Consider the following 24,312-nt stretch of genomic DNA (forward strand, 5'->3'; position numbering starts at 1 on the left):
TGAAGCTCAGCCGAGGCGACGCGCCTCGCTCACGCCGGGCAGCGCATCCAGCTTGCCCAGCAGGGTCGACAGCTGGCCGTAGTCGCTCACCTTCAGGCGCAGGCGCAGGTGGGCACGGCCACTGTTGCGCACGTTGTCACTGTGGATGTCGAGCACGTAGGCGTCTTCCTGGGCGATCAGGTTGGTGATGTCCTTCAGCAGCCAGCGGCGGTCGACCGCAGTGACCACCACGTCCACTTCGTAGCCGCCACCGGCCTGGCCCCACTCCACCGGCAGGATGCGCTGCGGGCTGGTGGCTGCCAGCCGGGCCAGCGCGGCACAGTCTGCACGATGCACGGTGACACCCCGGCTACGGGTCAGGTAGCCGACGATCGGTTCACCGGCCACTGGCTGGCAGCAACGCGCCAGCTGCACCAGCAGGTTGCCCACGCCCTGCACGGTGAACTTGGACTTGCCCAGGTTCTCGCGGCGCGCGGTCGGCCGCGGCAGGGCTGGCGCGGGCGCCGGCTGGCTCGCTGCACGTTCGGCTTCCAGCAGGGTACGACTGACCTGGTTCGGGCCGGTGTCACCCAGCGCCACCTGGATGTAGAGGTCGTCAACGCTGTCGGCATGGAACTTCTTCGCCGCCACCGCCAGATCAGAATGCTGCAGGCCCAGACGCTTCAGCTCGCGCTCGAGCAGTTCGCGCCCGGCCTGCACGTTGCGCGCGCGGTCGAGCTTGTGGAACCAGCTGCGTACTTTTTCGCGCGAGCGGTTGCTGGCCAGGAAGCCGTTGGCCGGCATCAGCCAGTCGCGGCGCGGATCGGCCTCCTTGCCGGTCAGGATCTCGACGCGGTCGCCGCTGCGCAGGCGGTAGGTCAGCGGCACGATACGGCCATTGACCTTCGCACCACGGCAGCGGTGGCCCACCATCGTGTGCACCTGGTATGCGAAATCGAGCGGCGTGGCGCCCTGCGGCAGGTCCAGCACCTCGTCCTTCGGGCTCAGTGCATAGACCCGGTCCTCGGTCAGCTCGGCATCGAGCGCCCCGGCCAGTTCATTGCCCTGCCCGTCCTGCGCCTGCTCCAGCAGCTGGCGCATCCAGGTGATCTTGCGGTCGAAGGACTTCTCCGCGCCCTTGCCGCCTTCCTTGTACTTCCAGTGCGCGGCCACGCCCAGCTCGGCCTGCGAATGCATCTCGTGGGTACGGATCTGCACTTCGATGGTGCGCCCTTCCGGGCCGACCACGGCGGTATGCAACGAGCGATAGTCGTTGGCCTTGGGCCGGGCGATGTAGTCGTCGAACTCGCTGGGCACCGGCGCCCACAGTGCATGCACCACGCCCAGCGCGGCGTAGCAGGCGGCGACATCGTCGACCATGACGCGCACCGCACGGATGTCGTACAGCTGGTCGAACGCCAGCCGCTTCTTCTGCATCTTCCGCCAGATGCTGTAGATGTGCTTCGGGCGGCCACTGACCTCGGCCTTGATGCCCTGCGCGACCAGTTCGCGCGACAGCACCTTCTTGACGTTCTCGACGTAGCGCTCGCGGGCGATGCGGGTTTCGTCCACCTCCCGCGCAATGCGCCGGTAGGTCTCCGGTTCCAGGTGGCGGAACGCCAGGTCCTCCAGCTCCCACTTCAGCTGCCAGATGCCCAGGCGGTTGGCCAACGGCGCATGGATGTCGCGGGTCAGCTGCGCCAGCGCGCGGCGTTGCTCGTCGTCCAGCTTGTCGGCCGCGCGCATGCGCGCCAGCTGCCGCGCCAGCAGGATGGGCACCACGCGCAGGTCACGGATGATCGCCAGCAGCAGGCGGCGCAGGCCCTCGCTGTTGCGCCCGGCCTCGCGGCCGGCGTGCAGCGCCCACACCGGATCGGCCGCATCCTGGCCATCCAGCAGGCCGATCACTGCGGCCTTGTGGTTGCCCAGCGGCAGTTGCTCCAGGCTGGCGCGCAGGCCGGGCAGATCGAACAGCAGGGCCGCGACCACCGCGCCTTCGTCGGCCGAGAGCATCGCCAGTGCGTCGAGGGTGTCGCCCAGCACCGACCAGCTGGCGCGCATCTGATGGTCGCAGTCCGGCGCTTCCCAGTGCCCGCGCAGGGCCTGGCGCAGCGGAGCAGGCAGCACGGCTGCCGAGGGGCGGTTCAACAAGGCATCCAGGCCGGGGACGGAAGCGCGGTTCACAGCATCGAGCAGGCAAGACAGAGGCCCCTACACTAGCGCCGGCGCCGTTCAGGGACAATCACCGCGGCCACCATCACCCGGCATGAAGACATGCCGCTACACTCGCGGGCAAACCCAGGAGAGTCCCGACATGTCCTCGATCGTCCCGCGTTTCCGCCTACGGCTGCTGGCCTGTGCCGCACTGTTGCTGTCCCTGTCGGCGCCTGCGCTGGCCCAGCGCGTGGTGGAGGGTGACCTGCAGCAGCAGATGTCACCGGCCGAGTTCAAGGCGGCCGGCCTGGACAAGCTCAACGCGCAGGAACTGGCCACGCTGAACCGCTGGCTGCAGGGCAAGGTCGAAGCGGCCACTACCCAGGCGGTTGCGGCCGTACGGGAAACGGCGCGCGAGGAAGGCCGTCAGGAAGTGATCGTGAAGAATCGCGGCTTCTTCGATTTCGGCAGCAGCGAGCCGATCACCGGCGTGCTGCAGGGCGAGTTCCGCGGCTTCGGCAAGGGCCGCGTCTACGTGCTGGACAACGGCCAGGAATGGGAGCAGACCGATGCAAGCACCCTGGCCGGTGTGCGCAAGCAGTCCCCCGCCGTCAGCATCAAGCCCGGTGTGATGGGCGTGTGGTACCTGAAGGTCGACGGCGTGAACACCCAGCCGAAGGTGCGCCGAACCAAGTAACGCCGTGACGTTGCTGCAGAGCCGAGCGTGGGCTCGGCTCTGCAGCAACGACGTCACGCCTGGCGCAATGCGGTCACCCGCTGCGCCAGCTTCTTCGCCGAGATGCCGGTGCGCGCACCCAGCTCCTGCGCGAACAGCGATACCCGCAGCTCTTCCAGGTCCCAGCGCAGGGCCTGCCATTGCGGGCGTTCGCGCAGTCCCTGCTGCTCCCCCGCTGCCAACGCCTCCAGGAACGGATGCAGTTCCAGCATGCGTGCCTGGTCACGTGGCGGATCACGCTTGGCACGCTCGGTACGCAGGATCATCGCCTTCAGGTAGCGCGGGTACTGCGCCAGCGCGTCGGCCGGCGTGTCACGCAGGAAGCCGGGATGGATCAGCCCGACCAGCTGCGCTTCCATGTCGTCCAGATTGCCGCGCGCCCAGCCCATCAACGGTGCTTCCAGCATCGGCTTCAGTTCCGCCACCAGCGCCAGGATGGTTTCGGCCAGCTTCAGCCGCGACATGGCCTCGCCGAACAGCGCCTTGGCCGCATGCTCACGACGCTGCTCGAAGGCTGCCGCATCGCGGATGTCTTCCAGCCCCTCGGCCAGCACCGCGTTCATCGCCGCATCGACCAGGTCACCACGCAGGCGCTCCTGCGACTCGATCGCCGCATACAACAGGCCGGTCTTGGCACCGACCGGCAGCTGCTTGCGTGCCTGCTTCACCTTCTCGGCCAGGGCAATCTCCAGCAGACGGCGCACGCCCAGCGGATGGGCCTCCAGCGCCTGCTGGCGATCGGCGAAGATGCGCAGCGCCACGCTGTCGCCCTCGTCCAGCAGCGCCGGATAAGCCGGCACGCCCGCTTCACCGGGTACCTGCAGCGGAATCGGCGTGGCCGGGAACGTGCGAAGGCCATCGGCGGCCATCTCGCGCCCAGCGCGTGCAGCGAACGCATCGCCGGCACGACCACCGAATTTCGCGCGCAGCGTGTCCAGATCGCGCGAGGTCGCCAGCACCTTGCCCTGCTCGTCGCGCAGCCGCAGGTTCATGTGCAGGTGCGGTTCGATCGAACCAGGCTCGAAATCGAGCGCGGTCACCGTTGCGCCGGTCGCACGTGACAGGAAGCGCGCCAGTTCGCCGGTAATGGCATCGGCGCTGGGCTGCGGGAACGCCTCGTAGAACGCGCGGCCGAAGTCCGGTGCCGGCACGTAGTTGCGGCGCATCGCCTTGGGCAGGCTGCGGATCAGTGCCGAGGCCTTGTCGGCGACGAAACCCGGCGCCAGCCAGCCCAGCTGCACCGGGTCCAGTGCGTTGAGCAGGTGCAGCGGTACGTCCAGGGTCACGCCATCGTCGTCGGCACCCGGTTCGAAGCGGTAATGCAGTGGCAGGCGCGCCTGGCCCAGCGGCAGGTACTTCGGATAGCGCTCCTGTTCGCTGCCCTCACCCGGCAACAGATCGACCAGCGACCAGTGCAGGGTCTTGCGCTGTTCCGGCGCCAGCCCCTTCCACCAGGTATCCAGCCCCGCGGCCGAATGGATCTGCGGCGGCACCCGGTCCAGGTACCAGCGCGCCTGCCAGTCCTCGTCGGCAACGATGCCAGCACGGCGCAGCTTGGCTTCTTCCTCGCGGGCGATCTCCAGCACTTTCTGGTTGTCGGCCACGAAGCTGGCGCGGGTGTTGATCTCACCGGTCACCAGTGCCTGGCGCACGAAGATGTCGTGCGCTTCGCCCGGCGCGATGCGGCCGTAGTGCACCGGCTTCTTCGGCGCCAGCACCAGGCCGAACAGGCTGATCTGCTCGGAAGCCAGCACCTGGCCCTGCGCGCGCGACCAGTGCGGGTCGAAGTGCTTGCGCAGCAGCAGATGCGGCAGTTCGGCGATGACCCAGTCCGGCTCGATCGCGGCCAGGGTCATGCCCCACACCTTCTGCGTATCCAGCAGATTGGCCACCAGCAGCCACGGCGGCGGCCGCTTGGACAGCGCCGAACCCGGGAACGGCAGGAAGCGGCGCTGGCGTGGCGCCTGGAAATCGCCCTTCTCGGTGCGGTGGCCGATCTGCGTCGGCAGGCCCGCCACCAGCGCCCGGTGCAGGGTCTGGTAGGCGGCGGCGCGCATGCGTTCGCTGAAACCGTCGCCAACCGGCGCCTGTTCCTTCTGCGCGCGCACGGCCACCGGCGCCGGTGCGGCCTCGGCCTTGCCTTCGCGGGCCAGGCGCGCGGCGCGGTGCAGCTGGCCCCGGGTGGCTTTCACCGCCGCCGCGTCGTCACGCGCCGGTGCCGGCGTACTGCTGCCGGCCAGCAACGGCGCCATCGACGCCTCGCTGGCCTCCTCCTTCCAGCCCAGTTCCTCGCACAGCAGCCGCAGCTGGCGATGCAGCTCGCGCCACTCGCGCATGCGCAGGAAGCCGAGGAAATGACGTCCGCACCAGTCGCGCAGCTTGGATTGGGTCAGGTCTTCATGGGCCTGCCGGTAGGCATCCCACAGGCGCAGCACGCCAACGAACTCGGAGCGGCCATCGGCGAACTGCGCGTGCGCGCTGTCGGCCGCACCACGCGCTTCGGGTGGGCGTTCGCGCGGGTCCTGGATGCCCAGGAACGAGGCGATCACCAGCATCGGCCGCAGGCAGCCTGCGGCCTGCGCGGCCACCAGCATGCGCGCAAGCTTCACGTCCACCGGCAGGCGTGCCATCTGCTTGCCGATGGTAGTCATGCGCCGCTCGGCGTCGATCGCGCCCAGTTCGGTCAGTTGCTGCCAGCCATCGGCCACCGCACGCTCGTCCGGCGCTTCCAGGAACGGGAAATCCTCGATGCGGCCCAGGCCCAGCTGCAGCATGCGCAGGATCACCCCGGCCAGGCTGGAGCGGCGGATTTCCGGATCGGTGAATTCGGGCCGCGCCTGGAAATCAGCTTCGGCGTACAGGCGGTAACAGATACCTTCGGCGATACGTCCGCAGCGGCCCTTGCGCTGGTTGGCGCTGGCCTGCGAGATCGGCTCGATGTGCAAGCGGTCCAGCTTGTTGCGCGGGCTGTAGCGCTTGACGCGGGCGAAGCCCGGATCGACCACGTAACGGATGCGCGGCACCGTCAGCGAGGTTTCCGCCACGTTGGTGGCCAGCACGATGCGCCGGTTCGGCCCGGGGTTGAACACCCGGTCCTGGTCCTGGTTGGACAGGCGCGCGTACAGCGGCAGCACCTCGGTGTTGCGGTACTTGCGGCGCTCCAGCGACTGGTGCGCATCGCGGATCTCGCGCTCGCCCGGCAGGAAGATCAGTACGTCGCCGCGCGCATCCAGGCGGGTGATCTCGTCAATGGCCGACACGATGGCGTCGTTGACGGTGCGTTCGCCCTGGTCTTCGCCCTCGCCTTCCAGCGCGCGGTAGCGCACTTCCACCGGATAGGTACGGCCTTCGACGCTGATCACCGGCGCATTGTCGAAATGCTGGGCGAAGCGTTCGGTGTCGATGGTGGCCGAGGTGACGATCAGCTTCAGGTCCGGCCGCTTGCGCAGCAGCTGCTTCAGGTAGCCCAGCAGGAAGTCGATGTTGAGGCTGCGTTCGTGCGCCTCGTCGACGATGATCGTGTCGTAGTTCGACAACCAGCGGTCACTGGCAATTTCCGCCAGCAGGATGCCGTCGGTCATGAACTTGATGCGGCTGTCTTCGCTGACCTTGTCGTTGAAGCGCACCTGGTAGCCGACCAGCTGGCCCAGTTCGCTCTGCAGTTCCTGCGCCACGCGGCTGGCCACCGCACGTGCGGCAATCCGTCGCGGCTGGGTGCAGCCGATCATGCCGGCCTGGCCACGGCCTGCGGCCAGGCACAGTTTCGGCAGCTGGGTGGTCTTGCCCGAGCCGGTTTCACCAGCGATCACCACGACCTGGTGGTCGCGGATCAGCCCGATGATGGCGTCGGCTTCACGCGCAATCGGCAGCTGCGGGTCCAGAGTAATGGACGGCTGCTGCTGCGCCCGTGTCATCCGGCGCTGCACCGACGCCTGCAAGGCCTGCTCGAAAGTGGCGGCCAATGCCGCATCCTGTGGCTTGGCCTGGCAACGCGAGAGCATCCCCAGCAAACGGCCCCGGTCGCGGCTCATGGCGCCGTCGATGGCGGCGCGCTGTTGGCGCAGGCGGGGCGATGGATTTTTATCGATAGAGTTCATCAATCGGTTCGTTCAAAACTTTGAAAGCGACCAGTCATCACGACCGGTTTATTGTGAAGGCCAACGATTCCACAAGGAGGAACCCCATGGCGAAGACCAAGAGCACGACCAAGGCCAAGACCGGCAAGCAGAAGCTTGCAGCGGCGGCACCGTCGGCGCCGAACATCGATATCGGGATCACCCAGGGCGACCGCAAGAAGATCGCCGACGGTCTGTCGCGCTTCCAGGCCGATGCGTTCACGCTCTACCTGAAGACGCACAACTTCCACTGGAACGTGACCGGGTCGATGTTCAACTCGCTGCACACCATGTTCGAGACGCAGTACACCGAGCAGTGGGCGGCACTGGACGACGTGGCCGAGCGCATCCGCGCGCTGGGCTTCAATGCCCCGGGCTCCTACCGGGAATTCGCTGCGCTGACCTCGATCGCCGAGGAACCGGGCCTGACCGACAGTGCGGACTGGCGTGAAATGGTACGCCAGTTGGTGGTCGCCAACGAAGCGGTCTGTCGTACGGCACGTGAAGTGCTGGACGTGGCGGCCAAGGGTGACGACGCCCCGACCGAGGATCTGATGACCCAGCGCCTGCAGACCCACGAGAAGTACGCCTGGATGCTGCGCTCGCTGCTTCAGTAAGAGTTTGGGGGCCCCGGCAGGGCTGCGCCCTGCACCCGCAGAGGCCTTGAAGCCAAGGCCAGAGCCAGAGCAGAAGCTGGCTATCTGTGGGTTGGCGGGGTGGGGTCCGCTCTGGTAGGTGTCGACCTTGGTCGACACGGATGAATTCACTCGATATCTGAAAGATGTGTCGACCAAGGTCGACACCTACCAACAGCCGCGTGAACCTGTCGAGGGCGAGGCGGTGTCGGATTGCGGGGTGTCAGCCGCATGGATGCGGCTGCCAAGCCTACACGGACGTACTTGCGGCGTCCCCGCAATCCGACACCGCCCCGCCAACCCACGGATCACCCCAGAGCCGGCTGTTGCCTTTGACGTTGCTCTGGCTTGAAGGCTTCTGCAGGTGCAGGGCGCAGCCCTGCCGAACCCCCGCCGGGGTAAACTAGCCGGATGGCTTCCCGTCCCGCGCACGACCTGCTTCAACGCGTCTTTGGTTACGACGATTTCCGTGGTCCCCAGCAGGACATCGTGGAGCATGTGGCTGCCGGTCATGATGCCCTGGTGCTGATGCCCACCGGCGGTGGCAAGTCGCTCTGCTACCAGGTGCCGGCCCTGCTGCGTGACGGTTGTGGCATCGTCATCTCGCCGCTGATCGCGCTGATGCAGGACCAGGTCGAAGCCCTGCGCCAGCTCGGCGTGCGTGCCGAGTACCTGAACTCGACCCTGGACGCCGAGACCGCCGGCCGCGTCGAGCGCGAACTGCTCGCGGGCGAGCTGGACATGCTCTATGTCGCTCCCGAGCGGCTGCTGACCGGTCGCTTCCTGTCGCTGTTGTCGCGCAGCCAGATCGCCCTGTTCGCCATCGACGAAGCACACTGCGTGTCGCAGTGGGGCCATGATTTCCGCCCCGAATACCGCCAGCTGACCGTGCTGCACGAGCGTTGGCCACAGATCCCGCGGATCGCGCTCACCGCCACCGCCGATCCGCCGACCCAGCGCGAGATCGCCGAGCGCCTCGATCTGCAGGAAGCACGCCACTTCGTCAGCTCCTTCGACCGCCCCAACATCCGCTATACCGTGGTGCAGAAGGACAACGCCCGCAAGCAGCTGACCGATTTCCTGCGCGGCCACCGCGGCGAGGCCGGCATCGTCTACTGCATGTCGCGGCGCAAGGTCGAAGAGACCGCCGAATTCCTCTGCGGCCAGGGCTTCAACGCCCTGCCCTACCATGCCGGCCTGCCACCGGAAGTACGCGCCAGCAACCAGCGCCGCTTCCTGCGCGAGGATGGCATCGTGATGTGCGCCACCATCGCCTTCGGAATGGGCATCGACAAGCCGGACGTGCGCTTCGTCGCGCATACCGACCTGCCCAAGTCGATGGAAGGCTACTACCAGGAAACCGGTCGCGCCGGCCGCGATGGCGAGGCCGCCGAGGCCTGGCTGTGCTACGGCCTGGGTGACGTGGTGCTGCTCAAGCAGATGATCGAGCAGTCCGAAGCCGGCGAAGAGCGCAAGCAGCTGGAGCGGTCCAAGCTGGACCATCTGTTGGGCTACTGCGAATCCATGCAGTGCCGCCGCCAGGTGCTGCTGGCCGGTTTCGGCGAGACCTATCCCCAGCCCTGCGGCAACTGCGACAACTGCCTGACGCCGCCGGCCTCGTGGGACGCGACCATTCCGGCGCAGAAGGCGCTGAGCTGTGTCTATCGCAGCGGCCAGCGCTTCGGCGTCGGTCACCTGATCGACGTCCTGCGCGGCAGCGAGAACGAAAAGGTGAAGCAGCAGGGCCACGACAAGCTCAGCACCTATGCGATCGGCCGTGACCTGGATGCACGCACCTGGCGCAGCGTGTTCCGCCAGCTGGTCGCCGCCAGCCTGCTGGAGGTGGACAGCGAGGGCCACGGTGGCCTGCGCCTGACCGATGCAAGCCGCGACGTGCTGACCGGCCGCCGCCAGATCAGCATGCGCCGCGACCCGGCCAGCAGCACCAGCGGGCGCGAGCGCAGCGCGCAGCGCACCGGCCTGTCGGTGCTGCCGCAGGATCTGGCGCTGTTCAACGCGCTGCGCGGCCTGCGTGCCGAACTGGCCCGCGAACAGAACGTGCCGGCCTTCGTGATCTTCCACGACAGCACTCTGCGCAACATCGCCGAACAGCGCCCGACCAGCCTGGACGAACTGGCCCGGGTCGGCGGCATCGGTGGCACCAAGCTGAGCCGCTACGGCCCGCGCCTGGTCGAGATCGTGCGCGAAGAAGGGTAGCGGCTCTACATTGGTGCTGGTCCAACCTTGAACCGGCCATTCAGCCGGAAGTGCATCCGCGCCCGCTTGCAGCTAGATTAGCGCCATGTCCCTGGCCTCGACCCTGCTCCGTGTCGTGCTCATGCTCAGCCTGTTGCTCAACGGGCTGAACGCGGCCATGGCCAGTGGTCACGAGGAAATGGGCCGGATGGCGCACGCCGTAGCCACTGCTGTTGACGGCGGCACCGCCGACTGCCACCACCACGCCGGCATGCAGGCCGACGAGGCTCCGCAGGCCAAGGCCCCCGCCCATGACGCTCATTGCCAGATCAAGGACTGCGTGCGCAGCTGTGCCCAGCACCCGCTGCTGGTAGTGCTGCCGTTGCCGGTCATGGCCGGCCCGGCATTGTCGCTGGCCCCGCAGCCGATGCCGGCTAATGGCCGCCCGGCGCCGCCGCTGCCGCCGATCTCGCGTCCTCCCATCGGCTGATTCCACACGCATCGTGCGCCCTGCGCACCGCAGCCGGCCGCCTGCCGGCGTCTTTACGTGTCTGGAGTCACCACCATGAATACCCGCATTCCCCCCGGTCCGGGCGCTGTGCCCATGCCGTCGCGCCGCCTGTTCGTGCAGGGCCTGGCCGCCGGCGGCGTGGTTGCCGGCATCGCCGCTGTCGGCGTGCCGCAGCGCGCGCTCGCCGCCGCCACGGCCGCCCCACGGCTGGCCGGCGCCCCCGCCGTGCTCAGCGACACCCGCATCGAACTGGCCATCGGCGAATCGCTGGCCAACTTCACCGGCCGCACCCGCCCGGCGATCACCGTCAACGGCTCGCTGCCGGCACCGATCCTGCGCTGGCGCGAAGGCCAGACCGTCGACCTGTTCGTGCGCAACACGCTGGAACGCCACCCGACCTCGATCCACTGGCACGGCATCCTGCTGCCCGCCAACATGGACGGCGTGCCCGGCCTGAGCTTCAACGGCATCGGCCCCGGCGAGACCTACCACTACCACTTCGAGCTGAAGCAGTCGGGCACCTACTGGTACCACAGCCACTCCATGTTCCAGGAGCAGGCTGGTCTGTACGGCGCGCTGATCATCGACCCGGCCGAACCGTCGCCGTACCACCACGACCGCGAGCACGTGATCATGCTGTCGGACTGGACCGACATGGACCCGGGCGCGCTGTTCCGCCGCATGAAGAAGCTGGCCGAGCACGACAACTACTACAAGCGCACCCTGCCCGACTTCCTGCGCGACGCGAAACGCGACGGCTGGTCGGCGGCGCTGTCCGACCGTGGCATGTGGGGCCGGATGCGGATGACGCCCACCGATATCTCCGATATCAACGCGCATACCTACACCTACCTGATGAACGGCACCGCCCCGGCCGGCAACTGGACCGGCCTGTTCCGCAGTGGCGAAAAGGTGCTGCTGCGCTTCATCAACGGCGGGTCGATGACCTACTTCGACGTGCGCATCCCCGGTTTGAAGATGACCGTGGTGGCCGCTGACGGCCAGTACATCCACCCGGTCAGCATCGACGAATTCCGCATCGCTCCCGCCGAAACCTACGACGTGCTGGTCGAACCCACCGGCCAGGATGCGTTCACCATTTTCTGCCAGGACATGGGTCGCACCGGCTACGCCGCCGGCACGCTGGCGGTACGCCACGGACTGCAGGCACCGATTCCCGCGCGCGACCCACGCCCGTTGCTGACGATGAGCGACATGGGGCACGACATGGGCAGTGGTGGCCATGGTGGCCACGACATGGCCGCGATGAAGAGCACGGAAGGTAGCTGCGGCGCCAGCATGGGCCACGGTGCGCACGGCGGCGATACCGCCAGCAAGGCACCGAAGCATCCGGCCAGCGAACGCAACAACCCGCTGGTGGACATGCAGAGTTCGGCCTCCGAACCGAAGCTGGACGACCCCGGCATCGGCCTGCGCGACAACGGCCGCCAGGTGCTGACCTACGGCGCGATGCGCAGCCTGTTCGAAGACCCGGATGGCCGCGAGCCCAGTCGTGAGGTCGAGCTGCACCTGACCGGCCACATGGAGAAATTCTCCTGGTCGTTCGACGGCATCCCGTTCGCCAGCGCCGAGCCGCTGCGGCTGAACTACGGCGAGCGCATGCGCATCGTGCTGGTCAACGACACCATGATGCAGCACCCGATCCACCTGCACGGCGTGTGGAGCGATCTGGAAAACGCGCAAGGTGAGTTCCAGGTCCGCAAGCACACCATCGACATGCCGCCGGGCACCCGCCGCAGCTATCGCGTGCGCGCCGATGCACTCGGCCGCTGGGCCTACCACTGCCATCTGCTGTACCACATGGAAGCGGGCATGATGCGCGAAGTGAGGATCGAAGAATGAGCCACTCACTGCTTTCCCCCAGCCTGCTGGCCCTGGGCCTCGCCGCCGCGTTGCCGGTGTTCGCGCAGTCGCACGCCGGCCATGACATGGGCGCGATGAACGCGCCTGCGAAGAGCACGAAGACCCCGGCCGAACCGGTCGATCATTCAAAGATGGATCATTCGGAGATGGACATGGGTGCGGCGGATCAGGCCGGCATGGACCACTCCACGATGGACCACTCGAAGATGGACCATGGCACGATGCAGCCAGCGGCGATGGACCATTCGCAGATGGACCACGCCGCGATGGGCCACGGATCGCCTGCACCGACCGAACCGCGCGAACCCATCCCGGTGCCGACCGACGCCGACCGCGCCGCGGCCTTCCCGCCCATCGCCCACGGTGCGATGGAGCATGCGCCGGAGATCAACAGCCTGCTGCTGATCGACCGTCTGGAACATTGGGATGGCAAGAGCAGCAATGGTCAGGCCTGGGAGGCGACCGGTTGGATCGGCGGCAACATCAACCGCCTGTGGCTGCGCACCGATGGCGAACGCAGCCGTGGCCGCACGGAATCGTCGTCACTGGAAGCACTGTATGGTCGCAGCGTGTCGCCATGGTGGGACGTGCTGGTCGGCGTGCGCCAGGACTTCCGCCCGGCCGACTCGCGCACGTGGGCGGCGGTCGGCATCCAGGGCCTGGCGCCGTACAAGTTCGAGAGCTCGGCCACGCTGTACATGGGCTCCGGCGGCCAGGTGCTGGCCAAGGCCGAAGTCGAGTACGACGTGCTGCTGACCAACCGCCTGATCCTGCAGCCGCTGCTGGAAGCCACCGTCGCGGCCAAGGACGAGAAGGAGTACGGCATCGGTCGTGGCCTGAACAAGGTCGAAGCCGGGCTGCGACTGCGCTATGAGTTCAGCCGCCGCTTCGCGCCCTACATCGGCATCAGCCACGAACGCACGTTTGGTGACACCGCCGACTATGCCGGTGACCACGCGCGCGACACGCGCTGGGTGGCTGGCGTGCGCATGTGGTTCTGAGCAGCAGATCGTGAGCAATGGCCAGCCCCGGCAGCCGCCGGGGCCGGCTACACTGCGCCACGTTCCAATGCAGGCACCGCCATGTCGTTGCAGATCCGCCGCGCCAACCTTGCCGACGTCGACGCGCTGTCGGCCATCGCGATTGCCACCTACAACGAAACCTGGGGCGATTCCTATCCGCCGCAGGAGCTGCACGATTTCCTGCAGGCGCACTACAGCAGCGAGCCGCAGCGCATCGAACTGTCCGATCCACGCAGTGCCATCTGGCTGTTGATGGACGGTGACGCCGTGGTCGGCTATCTGGCCGCCGGTGCCAACACCCTGCCGCACACGGATGCACGCGACGGCGACATCGAACTGAAGCGGTTCTACATCCTGGCCGCACACCAGAACGACGGCCACGGTGCACGCCTGATGGACGCGTTCATGGCCTGGCTGGACCAGCCGCAGCGCCGCACCCTGTGGGTGGGCGTGTGGGAAGAGAATTTCGGTGCACAGCGCTTCTATGCGCGTTACGGCTGCAGCAAGGTTGGCGAGTACGACTTCATCGTCGGCGACACCCACGACCGCGAGTTCATCCTGCGGCGGCCGTGATCACGCGCTCCATATAGAGTCGAGCCATGCTCGACTGCACCTGATCCGTAGAGTCGAGCTTGCTCGACTATTGGTAACAAGAGCCAGTCGAGCAAGCTCGACTCTACAGCGCCTCAGAAATCGAACAGCTCCGACAGGAAGCTGTCCTTCTTCTTTTTCTTGTATCCGTGGCCCCGATTGTCCTCGTAGCGCTGGCCCAAGTGGCGGGTATCACGGTGCATCACCGGCGGCGGAGAGGATGCCGGATGCTGCTGCACAGGCGCGGGCGGCGGCACGGCCGCACCGGCACCGGCACCGGCACGCTCGATGATCTTGTCCAGTTCACCACGATCCAGCCACACGCCCCGGCAGCCGGGGCAATAGTCGATCTCGATGCCATGGCGTTCGGCCATCTGCAGGGTCTGGGTCTTGCACACGGGGCACAGCATCGGCATTGCTCCTGTCGGTCCTGCATCGACTGTACCTGTGCGGTGATGACTGTGCGGCAACGCATGACCGATGGCACAGGGACTTCCGACGCGTGCCGATGCGGCAGCAGTCGCACACACTGGGCCCCTGTTCCGCAGGGAGTGCGTACATGACCGCGTTGTCCCGCCTGCCCACCGCCGCGCACCTGCTGCTGGTCCTGCTGGGCGTTGGCCTGGGCCTGAACCTGCGCGATATCGCGGCGGCCGCAGGGACTCCGATTCCCGCCCTGCCCATGCCCTACGGCGGCAGCCTGCTGGACAACGCGCTGGCGGTGCTGGTGGCACTACTGCTGGCCACGCTGCTGCGGCCCCGTGGCATGGGCCTGCTGGCCAGCCTCGGGCTGCGCGGGAATGGTTGGGGCGGCCCGATGTGGGTGTTGCTGGCCAGCCTGCCGTGCTGGCTGGGCCTGGCGCTGCTCGGCACCCCGAACACCGCGCTGACCGCGCTGGACGCCACCATGCTGGCCGTGCTGTTCCCACTGGCCGAGGAAGTGCTGTTCCGCGGCCTGGGCTTCGTGCTGCTGGTGAAGATCGTGCGTGGTCCGTGGCCGCTGCTCGCGCTGCCGCAGGCGCTGCTGTTCGGCATGGTGCACTGGCTGGGCTTCGGTGGGTTCGACGGTGGCGGCATCGCGCTGTTCGTCGGCGCGGTGATCGCCCTCGGCGGCTTCATCTTCGCCTGGCTCGACCACCTCGACGGTGACACCCTGTGGTGCGGCCTGGTCCTGCACGTTTCGATGAACCTGGCCTGGAATGTGTTCAGCCTTGATGACGCCGTCGCGCTCGGCTGGCAGGCCACCAGCCTGCGCATCGGCACCGCCCTGCTCGCGGTGGCAATCCTGGCCTGGTACGTGCGCCGCCAGCGACGCAGACAGCTGTAACGCCCACTTAGCTTGCCGTGCACGCCGGGATCACTACCGGCTTGCGCATACTTGCGCGCCTTTCGCTCCCCCTGTTGTCCGGAGTTGCCGCGTCATGTTGCTGTCCAAGCGCTTTGTGGAACCGCGCGTCCTGCTGATCGAGGACGCCGAGGAAACCCAGGAACTCAGTCGCCTCGCCCTGGAAAGCCAGGCCTGCCAGGTCACCGCTGTCAGCAGCGCCGAGGCCGCACTGGGCCTGCTCAACGCCGGCGAACCGTTCGACCTGCTGTTCACCGACGTCTGCCTGGGCGGCATCAGCGGCATCGAAACCGCCAACCGCGTGCGTGAGCACCTGCCGCAGCTGCCGATCCTGGTCACCTCCGGCATGGACCAGCACCGCGTGCTGCCGCAGCTGCGCGCCGGCATCCACTTCCTGCCCAAGCCGTACAGCATGAGCGAGCTGCTCGATGCCATCCGGCTGTGCTTCCGGCACGCAGCGGATGCCACGCTGATACCGCCGCCGCAGGCCAGCGCGGCCTGAGGCAATCATCCACGCCTGGTGTGGATCTACTGATTCCGTTTCTCTTCGGCATGGATCCACGTCAACACCACCGGTAGATCCACGCCATGCGTGGATGCAGCCCCCCTATCAACCGCCGGTGTACGGCCCTTCACCCGGCATCACCTCCAGCAGTGCGCGAGTGATCACCCGCGGGTAGACCGTGAGATGGTCCTCGCCGTCAATCACCACGTTGTCCACCTTCAACTTGCGCCCCGTGCGCTTCAGCTGGGCAGTGAAGTCCGCGGCCTGCCTCAGCATGTCGTTGCCGGTGGAATAACGTGGCCCTGGCTTGTCCGTCTCGTAGCTACCCACCGACAGCAGCACGCGCGTAGGCTGAGCCGGAACCACAGCGGCATCCTGCATGCGCGGCAGCAGAAGCTGGTCGAACCACAGCGAAGGACTGGACAGGATGTAGGTGCTGAACATGTCCGGTTGTGTGGTCAGCACATAGGCGCCGAACAGCGCGCCATAGGAATGACCCGCGAACATGCGCCGGGCGGGATCGGTGCGATAACGCGCATCGACCATCGGCAGCACCTGTGTCGCCAGGAAATCACGGTAGTGCGCGGCACCGCCGTAGGTGACGTCATCACTGTAATAGCCATCGACCGTGCGCGCCGGATTGCTGGGCGTGTAGTCGCGCGAGCGGCTCTGCTTTGAAGTCAGGCCTTCCTGCGGCGGCAGACCGACCAGGATGAAATCCTCGATGTTGACGCCCTGCTGCCCCACCAGATTGCGCACGCTGCGCACCAGCGGGAAGCTGTACAGCGCATCGGTCACGTACAGCACCGGATAGTGCTTTTCCGGATGCGCCGCATAGTCGGCCGGCAGCGCCACCCAGATCGGATAGTCGCGGCCCACGGGGTCATGTATGCGCAACGCTTCCGTATCCGGCAGCACCACGCCTGGCGCAGCGGCTGCCGCGCCCTCCTTCACTTCACTCTGCGTTGCCGGTGGTGCCACCGACATCGCACAGCCACTCACGGCCAGGCAGGCCGCCACACTCCATCCACGCACACGCTGCATCCACGCTCTCCCGTTGCGGGCGACGCCCTCAGGTGGCGCCGCTACCGCATCCTCACACGTCGTGCGGTGCAGTGCCACGCCGGATCAGGGCGACGCCGGCGGCGGTGCCGGGAACAGCGTGCGCAGCGCCTGCAAGGCGGCTGGGTGATAGATCGTGGCGTGGGTTTCCTCCGGCAGCGGCAGGTACTTCACCAGCGGCGACGGCGACGCCTGCTGCAGCAGCGTGGCCAACTGCGCGGCGGACGCAGCCAGCTCCGGCTGCCCACTGCTGGCCAGGAACACGCGCGGCTGCGCACGCGTCACCGCCGGCAACTGCTTGGCCGCAGCGGCCAACATCGTGCCCCGGTTCCACCACAGGCTGGGGTCCAGCGCGATGTAGCTGTTGAACAGTGTCGGCTCCTGCAGCAACGTCTCGACCACGAACAAGCCGGCCAGCGATTCACCGATCAGCGCGCGCTCGTCGGTGGTCGGGTAGCGTTGGCGCACCTGCGGCATCAGTTCATCGCGCAGGAAGCTGCGGTAGGCCGCTGAACCGCCGATGCGGGGCGCGATCTTCTGGTCTTGCGGGTCGCTGCTGGGGCCCGTCATGTCGCGGCGGCGCTCGGTGTTCTCGATGCCTACCAGCAGGAACGGACGCATGCTGCCGTTGCCGCTCAGCACCTGCACCAGCCCTGCCACATGCAGGAAGTCCTCGCCGATGCCGCCATCGGCCATGTACAGCACCGGCAATGGTGCCTTCGGGTCCAGGCCCCACGGCTGCGGGCGGTAGACATTGATGCGGCGGGTTTCGCCCAGCGCCTTCGATTCAATGGTGAAGGTCTCGCCGATGACCAGCGGGGTTGCGGCGGCGGCCTGTGCGGACGGCGCCGGCTCGGCGGCCATCAACGGCGCGGCGGAGACAGCGGACAACAACAGCGACAGCACGATCAAGCGCATGGAGCGGCCCATCCTGGGAAAGTGCCGAGCATAACGCCAAGGCCAAGGCGTCGGCCGATTCGGCATGCCTGCACGTATGCTATGGCGCTGCGCGATGCTTGAACTATATCGGGAAATGACTGCAATCGCGTTTGCTAGCATTCGTCGTTTCCTACAAGGAGTTGGGACATGGGGGGCTTCAGCATTTGGCACTGGATCATTCTTCTGGCGGTCGTCCTGATCCCGGTCGGCATCGCAGCCGTCATCGCAGCGATTGTCCTCAGGCGAAAGTAGATCCACGCCATGCGTGGATGCGCATTCTGGGGATGCCTCAAGCGCATCCGCGATGGCACGCGAGAAGCGTGCCGCCGTTGGCATGCTGACCGTGGCGGAAATGCTGCACGCCGCTGAGCGCTGCCGGTCGATGGCCACGCCCGACTGCCATCTGGATGAAGGGGGGGCGATGGGTTGTTCTTTGCCTGCCGCAGGCTGGCGGAATGGGTGTGCCGGGATATCCGGCCGGCGTACCCGCCGTTGTACCCAGAGCCGGTCCATACTTGGGACGGGCTGGTCGCCAGTCCCTTCGAAACCTACAAGGAGGTTTGCATGTTGAGTGCCGTGCTCATCGCCGCGCTGGCCGCCAGCCCGGCCGCGCCCGTACCGTATGCCGATTGCCTGCTCGGCAACATCCAGCCCGGGCTGTCTGATCGTGCCGTGCAACTGGTGCAGGAGGCCTGTGCTGCAAAGCATCCGGAGAGCTTCGCCGCAGCAATGGAACTGGAACGCAGAACCAGTCTGCAGCGGCTCACCTATTTCGAGGCGGCAAGAGCGGAGGCGGCACGTTCTGCGAATGCGGCAGCAACGGCCGCACAGGAGGCTGCCGACGCGGCGGCGGCTAAAGCGAAGAATGCGCGGACGAAGTAGTTGACCTGGACGAGCGCCACAAAAAAGGCACCGCATTGCGGTGCCTTTCTGAATGACCTGGGTCATTGGATGCAATGGTGGGCCGTGAAGGATTCGAACCTTCGACCAAAAGATTAAATGAAAGCTGGCGCTTCCTTTGAAAACAACCGGTTGCGCCGCTCTATTTTTCCGCCCATCGAGCGTGGAACCATTGCAGGTCCTAAGCTCACTCGACAATTTTTCCGGCGTCTCAAGCGATATGCACGGGATCCACGACCAAGACTCCACCGTTTGACGTCGGTTGCCGAGCCGTTGGCGAACTGGTGTGCCGCGACGTACAACCATCGTGAGCGTGCGGTCGGGAACGGCAATGAGAAAGGCGCCCAGGCGCCTCCTCACAATCCAGCGGCAAATCAGGAGCGCTGCACGTTGGAATCCAGCCACGCCTGCACGCCCTGCAACTCGGCCCCGATCTTCGCATTGAAGGTTCGCTCCACATCCCACGCAACGCCCCTCCCTTGGGCAAAGGCCGCGCGATACTTCTTGATCATGTTGCCCGGGTCGTTAGCCAGTTCCTGCATGAGCTGGGGCACACCCCAGACCGTCAGCTCGAAAGGTTCGCCGAACGCCTTCTGCAGAATATCCGGAAGGTCACCGTAGCGGACGGTGTCGCCTGCCAGATACACGATCTCGTTGCGGATAGTAGGTGTGTGGAACACGATGCGCGCTGTCATTGCGCCGATATCATCCGGCGTGGTCAAGGTGACAGCGTTGCTCGCCGAGCCCAGGGCGTTCACTTTATGCCCAATCAGGTCGACCACGCCGAAGTCGGGCTCGAAGAGGTAGCTGGTGAACATCCCAGTGGAGATGATCACCCAATCCATCGCAGTCTGCGAACGCAGATACTCTCGCACGTCCAGCTGGGCGTCGAACAGATCCTGGGGGCCACCGCGCCCAATGGCATCGAAATCGACACCAAACTGCCAAGGGAAGTAGCGGGGAATACCAGACTTCACCGCCGCACGCGCAACCTTCATTGGCGTATCGCGGCCTGCGGCATAGCCGGTGCATCCAATCACTGTGTCGAACTGCGCGAAGGTAGCCGCCAACGCTTCTACTGATTCAGTTACCAGATCGCCAGCAACGATATTCACCCCCAAGGCGCGGATTTCATCGACCACCCGCTGCTTCTCCGGCAGTTCTGAGTCGATCGACGTCGCCCGTAGCATCACACTGATCCGTGTGCCTGGATGACTTACGGCCAAACGTGCAAGGTTCCGGATGACAGGCATTCCAAGCTCGCCTGCGCCGAGCACCAGGATCGACCGAGAGGGGGTAGTGCTGATATGAGATGACATGGAAATCGCCTTGTGTGTGTACGATGGCGGCGATTCTGCTCGCCTAATGGCCCACACGTAAGAAGGCACATCGATGATACCGACCGCACCGTTCATGAGTCCGGAAGAACTCCTAAGGCACTCTCAAGCCATATGTGACGGGATGAGCGAGGACGAAGATGGACTGCGCCGGGAGGTTTTAGCGCACGCCGGTAGCCGATGGTCCCTGGGTATCATCCATGCGCTTGGCGTGTATGGAACGCTGCGTCATGCCGAGGTCGCGCGACGGATGAAGGGAATCACCCAGCGCATGCTTACGCGCACCCTCCGGCAATTGGAACGTGACGGGTTGATCAGCCGGCAGGATTTCCACGAAGTACCGCCACATGTGGAGTACAGCATCACAGCGCTGGGCAAGGACCTTCTTGTACTGATGATTCCCATGTGGACATGGGTAGTGGCACATGCGGAGGAATTCCGCCAATGTCGGCAGAATTTTGATTCTTCAGACGGGAAATGAAGATATAGGCAAGCAGCGGCGCAGGCAGGTAGCTTCACCCACTGGGGGGGATGCTCCAGCGCGTCATCACCGAGGTATCCGCGTCGGTCACATCCGAGGCCAAGCGTTTGGCCTTGTGGGCCACAACATCGGGGCGTCACCGAAGGCGGCCGCAAGACCGCATGTGGTCACGTCACCGAAGAGATGCGACAGCGATACGACCACGAACTGCCGGTGGTTCAACCGCCTCATAAGCTGCACGTGCTCGAGCGTGGAACCACTTAGTTTTTCCGGAAATATGAAAAAGGCGCCGCAAGGGCGCCTAAGTCGTTGATGCAATTGGTGGGCCGTGAAGGATTCGAACCTTCGACCAAAAGATTAAAAGTCTGACGAAGAACCATTGCGGCACAAGGCTTTCACCCTGATTCCCGCTCCGCAACACCATCTGCAACGGCGCCCTGAAACCCTTGTGTGGCTTGGCGCCGTTTCTCGTTGCGGAGCGCCCCAAAGCCCCTACCCAATCCAGCCGAAAGGCGGATCCTGGTCAGCCTTGGCCAGCCGGTTCCCCCGGACCTTCTCCTGCCATGTCAGGATCTTGGCCACATCCTCCCGCAGCCTGTCCTCGTGCCTGGCCACCCACAGCTCGGCCCCTGCCCGGCCCTGCTCGTAGTTGCTGCACCAACGGAACGGCCCGCCGGGGCCATGCCGATGCCGGTCCAGCGAGGCGATCCAGATCCCGTCGTTCACCCGCTGGGCCATAGCCACCACCCACACGCTGTGGCAGGCGATCACGGTCAACGAGTCATTCGGGAGGCTGGCAGACCTGGTCGTCCAGCGGAAATCGGCGGGGAGCGGCATGGCAGGGAGGATACGGCCGGCCGTCTCAGATCCTGCGAACGAGCCGGCCACCTCCCTGAACCGTTCGGCCAGGGTCGAGCCAGGCTCGACCGTGCAACCGCCTACTCACCCCACGCCATGAACCCGTCCGGCCGGAAAAGCATTTCCTCCGCCTTTACAAGCAATCTGATCTGATTCGAAAGGTCCGCCGCACGATCCTCAGCAAACGCAGCGGGGAAAAGATCGCCAGCCGGTACTACATTTCCGAACAGACCGCCCGGCGTATTCTGTGGGTTCGCATTTCTGAACCAATGGCCATCAAGCCTGATCCACGCCCGGCCCGTACCGAAGTCAATGGCAACGCCCACTCTCGACCCCGCAGTGGGAGCGAACCCTGAGTCGAAACTCGTAGTACCTACAACCATGAACTGCCCGTTCTGGAACACGCCGCTACAGTCGTTTGCCGTGGGATAGTCACCCGGGAACAACGACAAACTTGTGTTCGCTCTGAACAATCCAGCGAATGCCCTCGCCGCATCATTGAATCGGGCCCATTCGAACTCGACGTATCGGCGCCCTGAGCTGCGAGCCTGGTAAGCCCTGACAGAACCACCCATCGCACTGACTGGATTGTTGTTCACGGCCTCCATGCGGCGATCTTGGTCGCTCAGCACCACCAGCGGATGCGCATCCGTTGGATTCCAGTAAAGAACATCTACCACCCGCACCGAACCTTTCCATATTGCCGATCTTCCTGCGGAATCGGACACCTGCAGGGTTATCTGGAACAGGCTGTCTTGGCCAACACCGGCGGCCGCGACAACGTGATCCCATTCAAAGTCATCGACAAAAAGAATCTTGTTCTCGCGATAGCGAATTCCGTTTGCAGCAACATTGACTGAATCAGCGGTATCCGGCGCAACCCCTCTGACGTTCGAGTCGTACACACGATTCTTGCTTGCCGACATGACACGATTGCCCTCGAAGCGGGCCACCACATCCCCGATCTGGTTTCGGTATTCCAGCAGGACAGACGCTCCTGCGTTGCCTTCCGATGAAGCCCCTTGGCGCACCTTGCATTTCGCGTTGGTGACCTGTCCGGGGTAGACCGGATACCTCGAGGTGCTCGAGATGACCGACTCCCCTCGGTTGTTGTTATAGCCGGCAGCCCACATTCCGCTCGGAGGATTCTCCGTCGCGATCACCCATCCGGCACCAGCCTCCCATGCAGTTGCCCCGCTTTCAAAGCCTGGATTTGCGATAGGCGCAGCATTGGTCTCGTAGTCAGGCCAAGCAAGCACAACTTCTCGAGTCGCTTGATCGACATACAATCGATGGCCGAGCGGCAGCGAGTCTCCGTCGATCTGTCTCACAGTGCACGCCCCAACGGCATTGTGAATCTGCAGCCTTCCCTCGTAGGCCACCCTTGGTTTTCCATTGGAAAACTGACCGGAGACGTACAGTCCCAGGCGAGAAACGGACTGATCCAGATCAGGCCGATCGTAAATGCGTGCAGTCATGTCAGCTTGCCCTCTGACCGACCAGGTACACCCGCAGACCCTTGGCGTTGGCGGTGCCGATCTGGTCAACGTCGATGGTGATCTCGTCGCCCTTCGCCAGAATCTCGCCGCCGGGTACAAGCACAGGGGGAGTTGCCGCAGTTAGCGTGCTGCGCTCGTTGTTGTCGAAGGTCAGCTTCGTGGACAGGATGCTGGTCCCGTTTCGGTTGACGTCCACGGTCAGTACCAGACCGGTGGCCTGCGCGGTCGCCACGGTGGCGTAGATGCCACCATTGGCCACCGTATCCAGCACCAGGCCATAGGGCAGGATCAGGCTGTCTTTACCAGTGCCAGCGGCGATATTGGCGCTGATCAGCGCGGAACGGTCGATCAGGTCGAAGCACTGCAGGTCGACCGCCGCGGCCACCCGCAGCAGGTCACCCGCGGCCACCCATGCGTCGGCATCAGGCGCAAGGCAGGTGCCGCTGATGATGCAGCCTTGTGCACGGGTCTTGGCCTGGAAGCTCGGCGGGATCGTGATCGGGCCGCCTCCTTCCACAACGAGCGTCACCTGACCGGCGCCAACCTGCAGCACAGAGAAGAACTGTCCTTCCTTCCAGTCCGCACTGCCACCGGTATTCGCCCGGATGGTCAGGGTGATCGGCGAGGCCGAGTTGGCCAGGATCAGAGTGTTGTGCATGTCCCCGGCCAGCATGGTGTTGCCGGTGATGCTGACGATCCGTGGCGCAACCGTGTAGACAGGGGGCTGGCCAATCCACGGGCGGGCGTAGCCGCGCAGGGTCGTGAAGCCACGCACGCCGTCGCCGAGCGGCGGATTAAAGCGGATGGCTGGCGGCGCCCCTTCCGTGCCTGGCACGATCATGAACTCCCCAACGCCGTTGGCATCCACCGGCCGGGACACTTTGTAATTGCCCACGCCTGCGGCCAGCTCCGCGGCGGTGTCATAGAACAGGGGATCCAGCACGTCCGCGCCGGCCAGAGGGAAGTCGGTCACTTCACCATCGCCATCAAACTCCCAGAACTTCGGCGTGACACCTACACTGCCGCCACCGCCCAGTACCCGCTCGATTAGCATCAGGGCAGAACGGAGATTGAGCGCATCGGCATCGGCGGTGGCATCGCCCACGTTGGCGATCCGGTTACCCTTTGCGTCCCACACAAATTCGCCGGTGCTGGGGTCCTGCACCAGCTGCATGCCGCTATCCATCAACTGCTGCAGCTGCATCACGCGGTAGTCGAAGGCGTCTTCGTGGATCTCCGGAAGGAACGCACCCTGGTTGGTGATGTCGGCTGGCTGATCGAGCGGCACCGTACGAAGGATCAAGATGTCCAGGTTCAAGGCAGGCGCAGCGTTGAAGGTGATCGTGCTGGCGTTCGCCCGCAGCCCTGTCACGGTGTACTGAGCCGCCGGCACCAGGTTGTAGACCGGGTGCGTGCCGGTGAACACCTGGATGTGGCTGGACAGGAACGCCCTCGGCCCGTTGAACGCGGTGGCGACGCCGTTCCCCACGTAGGTCTTGCGGCGGTCATTGGCGGAAATGGTCATGGGTGCATCGGCTCCAGAAAGAAGAAGCCCCGCATCTG

General features: G+C 65.5%; 20 protein-coding genes. 11 read left to right on the forward strand and 9 right to left on the reverse strand.

Features of this window, described 5'->3' with window-relative positions; genetic code table 11:
- Positions 1-6: 6 nt before the first annotated feature.
- Positions 7-2,163 (reverse strand): RelA/SpoT family protein, encoded by a 2,157-nt coding sequence (locus tag ACZK3J_RS17410; protein ID WP_032130198.1) that lies wholly within the window; start codon positions 2,161-2,163, stop codon positions 7-9.
- Between the two features lie 130 nt (positions 2,164-2,293).
- Here ACZK3J_RS17410 and ACZK3J_RS17415 point away from each other — a divergent pair, with 130 nt between their 5' ends.
- Entirely contained in the window at positions 2,294-2,830 is a 537-nt protein-coding gene (locus ACZK3J_RS17415; protein WP_032130197.1) for a hypothetical protein, read from the forward strand.
- 53 nt (positions 2,831-2,883) lie between these two features.
- Here ACZK3J_RS17415 and hrpA read toward each other — a convergent pair whose 3' ends face one another.
- Positions 2,884-6,966, reverse strand: a complete 4,083-nt coding sequence (gene hrpA, locus ACZK3J_RS17420; RefSeq protein ID WP_478476105.1) for an ATP-dependent RNA helicase HrpA — start codon at positions 6,964-6,966, stop codon at positions 2,884-2,886.
- 86 nt (positions 6,967-7,052) lie between these two features.
- Between hrpA and ACZK3J_RS17425 the strand changes: the two genes are divergently transcribed.
- The 6 genes from ACZK3J_RS17425 (at position 7,053) to ACZK3J_RS17450 (ending at position 13,805) form a co-directional block, all read left to right on the forward strand.
- Positions 7,053-7,601: a Dps family protein gene (locus ACZK3J_RS17425; protein ID WP_006439098.1), complete on the forward strand. Its 549-nt coding sequence runs from the start codon at positions 7,053-7,055 to the stop codon at positions 7,599-7,601.
- 429 nt (positions 7,602-8,030) lie between these two features.
- The gene (gene recQ, locus ACZK3J_RS17430; RefSeq protein ID WP_049463264.1) at positions 8,031-9,836 is read left to right on the forward strand and encodes a DNA helicase RecQ; all 1,806 of its coding nucleotides are present in this window, start codon (positions 8,031-8,033) and stop codon (positions 9,834-9,836) included.
- Between the two features lie 85 nt (positions 9,837-9,921).
- Positions 9,922-10,305: a CopL family metal-binding regulatory protein gene (locus tag ACZK3J_RS17435; protein WP_049400501.1), complete on the forward strand. Its 384-nt coding sequence runs from the start codon at positions 9,922-9,924 to the stop codon at positions 10,303-10,305.
- Between the two features lie 75 nt (positions 10,306-10,380).
- A complete protein-coding gene (locus ACZK3J_RS17440; RefSeq protein ID WP_049463263.1) occupies positions 10,381-12,189 on the forward strand; it encodes a copper resistance system multicopper oxidase in 1,809 nt (602 codons plus the stop codon).
- Entirely contained in the window at positions 12,186-13,211 is a 1,026-nt protein-coding gene (locus tag ACZK3J_RS17445; RefSeq protein WP_049463262.1) for a copper resistance protein B, read from the forward strand. The genes ACZK3J_RS17440 and ACZK3J_RS17445 overlap by 4 nt, the downstream gene beginning before the upstream one ends.
- Before the next feature lie 81 nt (positions 13,212-13,292).
- Complete coding sequence (locus ACZK3J_RS17450) at positions 13,293-13,805, forward strand: GNAT family N-acetyltransferase (protein ID WP_049463261.1); 513 nt, start codon at positions 13,293-13,295, stop codon at positions 13,803-13,805.
- A 113-nt stretch (positions 13,806-13,918) separates the two neighbouring features.
- Here ACZK3J_RS17450 and ACZK3J_RS17455 read toward each other — a convergent pair whose 3' ends face one another.
- Positions 13,919-14,233: a TFIIB-type zinc ribbon-containing protein gene (locus ACZK3J_RS17455; RefSeq protein WP_032128518.1), complete on the reverse strand. Its 315-nt coding sequence runs from the start codon at positions 14,231-14,233 to the stop codon at positions 13,919-13,921.
- 149 nt (positions 14,234-14,382) lie between these two features.
- Between ACZK3J_RS17455 and ACZK3J_RS17460 the strand changes: the two genes are divergently transcribed.
- Positions 14,383-15,150, forward strand: a complete 768-nt coding sequence (locus ACZK3J_RS17460; protein ID WP_134951604.1) for a CPBP family glutamic-type intramembrane protease — start codon at positions 14,383-14,385, stop codon at positions 15,148-15,150.
- 94 nt (positions 15,151-15,244) lie between these two features.
- A complete protein-coding gene (locus tag ACZK3J_RS17465; RefSeq protein ID WP_049400506.1) occupies positions 15,245-15,670 on the forward strand; it encodes a response regulator in 426 nt (141 codons plus the stop codon).
- Between the two features lie 108 nt (positions 15,671-15,778).
- Here the strand turns inward: ACZK3J_RS17465 and ACZK3J_RS17470 are convergent, their stop codons facing one another.
- Complete coding sequence (locus ACZK3J_RS17470; protein ID WP_049463258.1) at positions 15,779-16,717, reverse strand: alpha/beta hydrolase; 939 nt, start codon at positions 16,715-16,717, stop codon at positions 15,779-15,781.
- An 84-nt stretch (positions 16,718-16,801) separates the two neighbouring features.
- Entirely contained in the window at positions 16,802-17,653 is an 852-nt protein-coding gene (locus ACZK3J_RS17475) for an alpha/beta hydrolase (RefSeq protein WP_049463257.1), read from the reverse strand.
- Positions 17,654-18,238: 585 nt separating this feature from the next.
- On the opposite strand from ACZK3J_RS17475, the gene ACZK3J_RS17480 reads away from it, so the two are divergent.
- Positions 18,239-18,556, forward strand: a complete 318-nt coding sequence (locus ACZK3J_RS17480; RefSeq protein ID WP_049463266.1) for a hypothetical protein — start codon at positions 18,239-18,241, stop codon at positions 18,554-18,556.
- A gap of 392 nt (positions 18,557-18,948) precedes the next feature.
- On the opposite strand, the gene ACZK3J_RS17485 is transcribed toward ACZK3J_RS17480, so the two are convergent.
- Positions 18,949-19,893: an aromatic alcohol reductase gene (locus tag ACZK3J_RS17485; protein ID WP_049463256.1), complete on the reverse strand. Its 945-nt coding sequence runs from the start codon at positions 19,891-19,893 to the stop codon at positions 18,949-18,951.
- Positions 19,894-20,035: 142 nt separating this feature from the next.
- Between ACZK3J_RS17485 and ACZK3J_RS17490 the strand changes: the two genes are divergently transcribed.
- Positions 20,036-20,392, forward strand: a complete 357-nt coding sequence (locus tag ACZK3J_RS17490; protein ID WP_227416532.1) for a winged helix-turn-helix transcriptional regulator — start codon at positions 20,036-20,038, stop codon at positions 20,390-20,392.
- A 492-nt stretch (positions 20,393-20,884) separates the two neighbouring features.
- Here ACZK3J_RS17490 and ACZK3J_RS17495 read toward each other — a convergent pair whose 3' ends face one another.
- The 3 genes from ACZK3J_RS17495 to ACZK3J_RS17505 all read right to left on the reverse strand — a co-directional run bounded on the left by ACZK3J_RS17495 (position 20,885) and on the right by ACZK3J_RS17505 (position 24,175).
- Positions 20,885-21,169 (reverse strand): hypothetical protein, encoded by a 285-nt coding sequence (locus ACZK3J_RS17495; RefSeq protein ID WP_239508882.1) that lies wholly within the window; start codon positions 21,167-21,169, stop codon positions 20,885-20,887.
- Positions 21,170-21,330: 161 nt separating this feature from the next.
- Positions 21,331-22,728, reverse strand: a complete 1,398-nt coding sequence (locus tag ACZK3J_RS17500) for a hypothetical protein (RefSeq protein WP_152906656.1) — start codon at positions 22,726-22,728, stop codon at positions 21,331-21,333.
- 1 nt (position 22,729) lies between these two features.
- The gene (locus tag ACZK3J_RS17505) at positions 22,730-24,175 is read right to left on the reverse strand and encodes a hypothetical protein (protein ID WP_478476106.1); all 1,446 of its coding nucleotides are present in this window, start codon (positions 24,173-24,175) and stop codon (positions 22,730-22,732) included.
- Positions 24,176-24,312 lie beyond the last annotated feature (137 nt).

This window comes from Stenotrophomonas sp. 86428_Sma (genome assembly GCF_056481585.1).

Excerpts from the sequence above, each read along its gene's own strand:
- ACZK3J_RS17465 (WP_049400506.1), top strand. The coding sequence starts at position 15,245 with ATGTTGCTGTCCAAGCGCTTTGTGGAACCGCGCGTCCTGCTGATCGAG.
- ACZK3J_RS17485 (WP_049463256.1), bottom strand. The coding sequence starts at position 19,893 with ATGTCATCTCATATCAGCACTACCCCCTCTCGGTCGATCCTGGTGCTC.
- ACZK3J_RS17445 (WP_049463262.1), top strand. The coding sequence starts at position 12,186 with ATGAGCCACTCACTGCTTTCCCCCAGCCTGCTGGCCCTGGGCCTCGCC.
- ACZK3J_RS17440 (WP_049463263.1), top strand. The coding sequence starts at position 10,381 with ATGAATACCCGCATTCCCCCCGGTCCGGGCGCTGTGCCCATGCCGTCG.
- ACZK3J_RS17460 (WP_134951604.1), top strand. The coding sequence starts at position 14,383 with ATGACCGCGTTGTCCCGCCTGCCCACCGCCGCGCACCTGCTGCTGGTC.
- ACZK3J_RS17425 (WP_006439098.1), top strand. The coding sequence starts at position 7,053 with ATGGCGAAGACCAAGAGCACGACCAAGGCCAAGACCGGCAAGCAGAAG.
- ACZK3J_RS17455 (WP_032128518.1), bottom strand. The coding sequence starts at position 14,233 with ATGCTGTGCCCCGTGTGCAAGACCCAGACCCTGCAGATGGCCGAACGC.
- hrpA (WP_478476105.1), bottom strand. The coding sequence starts at position 6,966 with ATGAACTCTATCGATAAAAATCCATCGCCCCGCCTGCGCCAACAGCGC.
- ACZK3J_RS17450 (WP_049463261.1), top strand. The coding sequence starts at position 13,293 with ATGTCGTTGCAGATCCGCCGCGCCAACCTTGCCGACGTCGACGCGCTG.
- ACZK3J_RS17415 (WP_032130197.1), top strand. The coding sequence starts at position 2,294 with ATGTCCTCGATCGTCCCGCGTTTCCGCCTACGGCTGCTGGCCTGTGCC.
- ACZK3J_RS17435 (WP_049400501.1), top strand. The coding sequence starts at position 9,922 with ATGTCCCTGGCCTCGACCCTGCTCCGTGTCGTGCTCATGCTCAGCCTG.
- ACZK3J_RS17475 (WP_049463257.1), bottom strand. The coding sequence starts at position 17,653 with ATGCGCTTGATCGTGCTGTCGCTGTTGTTGTCCGCTGTCTCCGCCGCG.
- recQ (WP_049463264.1), top strand. The coding sequence starts at position 8,031 with ATGGCTTCCCGTCCCGCGCACGACCTGCTTCAACGCGTCTTTGGTTAC.
- ACZK3J_RS17490 (WP_227416532.1), top strand. The coding sequence starts at position 20,036 with ATGAGCGAGGACGAAGATGGACTGCGCCGGGAGGTTTTAGCGCACGCC.
- ACZK3J_RS17500 (WP_152906656.1), bottom strand. The coding sequence starts at position 22,728 with ATGACTGCACGCATTTACGATCGGCCTGATCTGGATCAGTCCGTTTCT.
- ACZK3J_RS17470 (WP_049463258.1), bottom strand. The coding sequence starts at position 16,717 with ATGCAGCGTGTGCGTGGATGGAGTGTGGCGGCCTGCCTGGCCGTGAGT.
- ACZK3J_RS17480 (WP_049463266.1), top strand. The coding sequence starts at position 18,239 with ATGTTGAGTGCCGTGCTCATCGCCGCGCTGGCCGCCAGCCCGGCCGCG.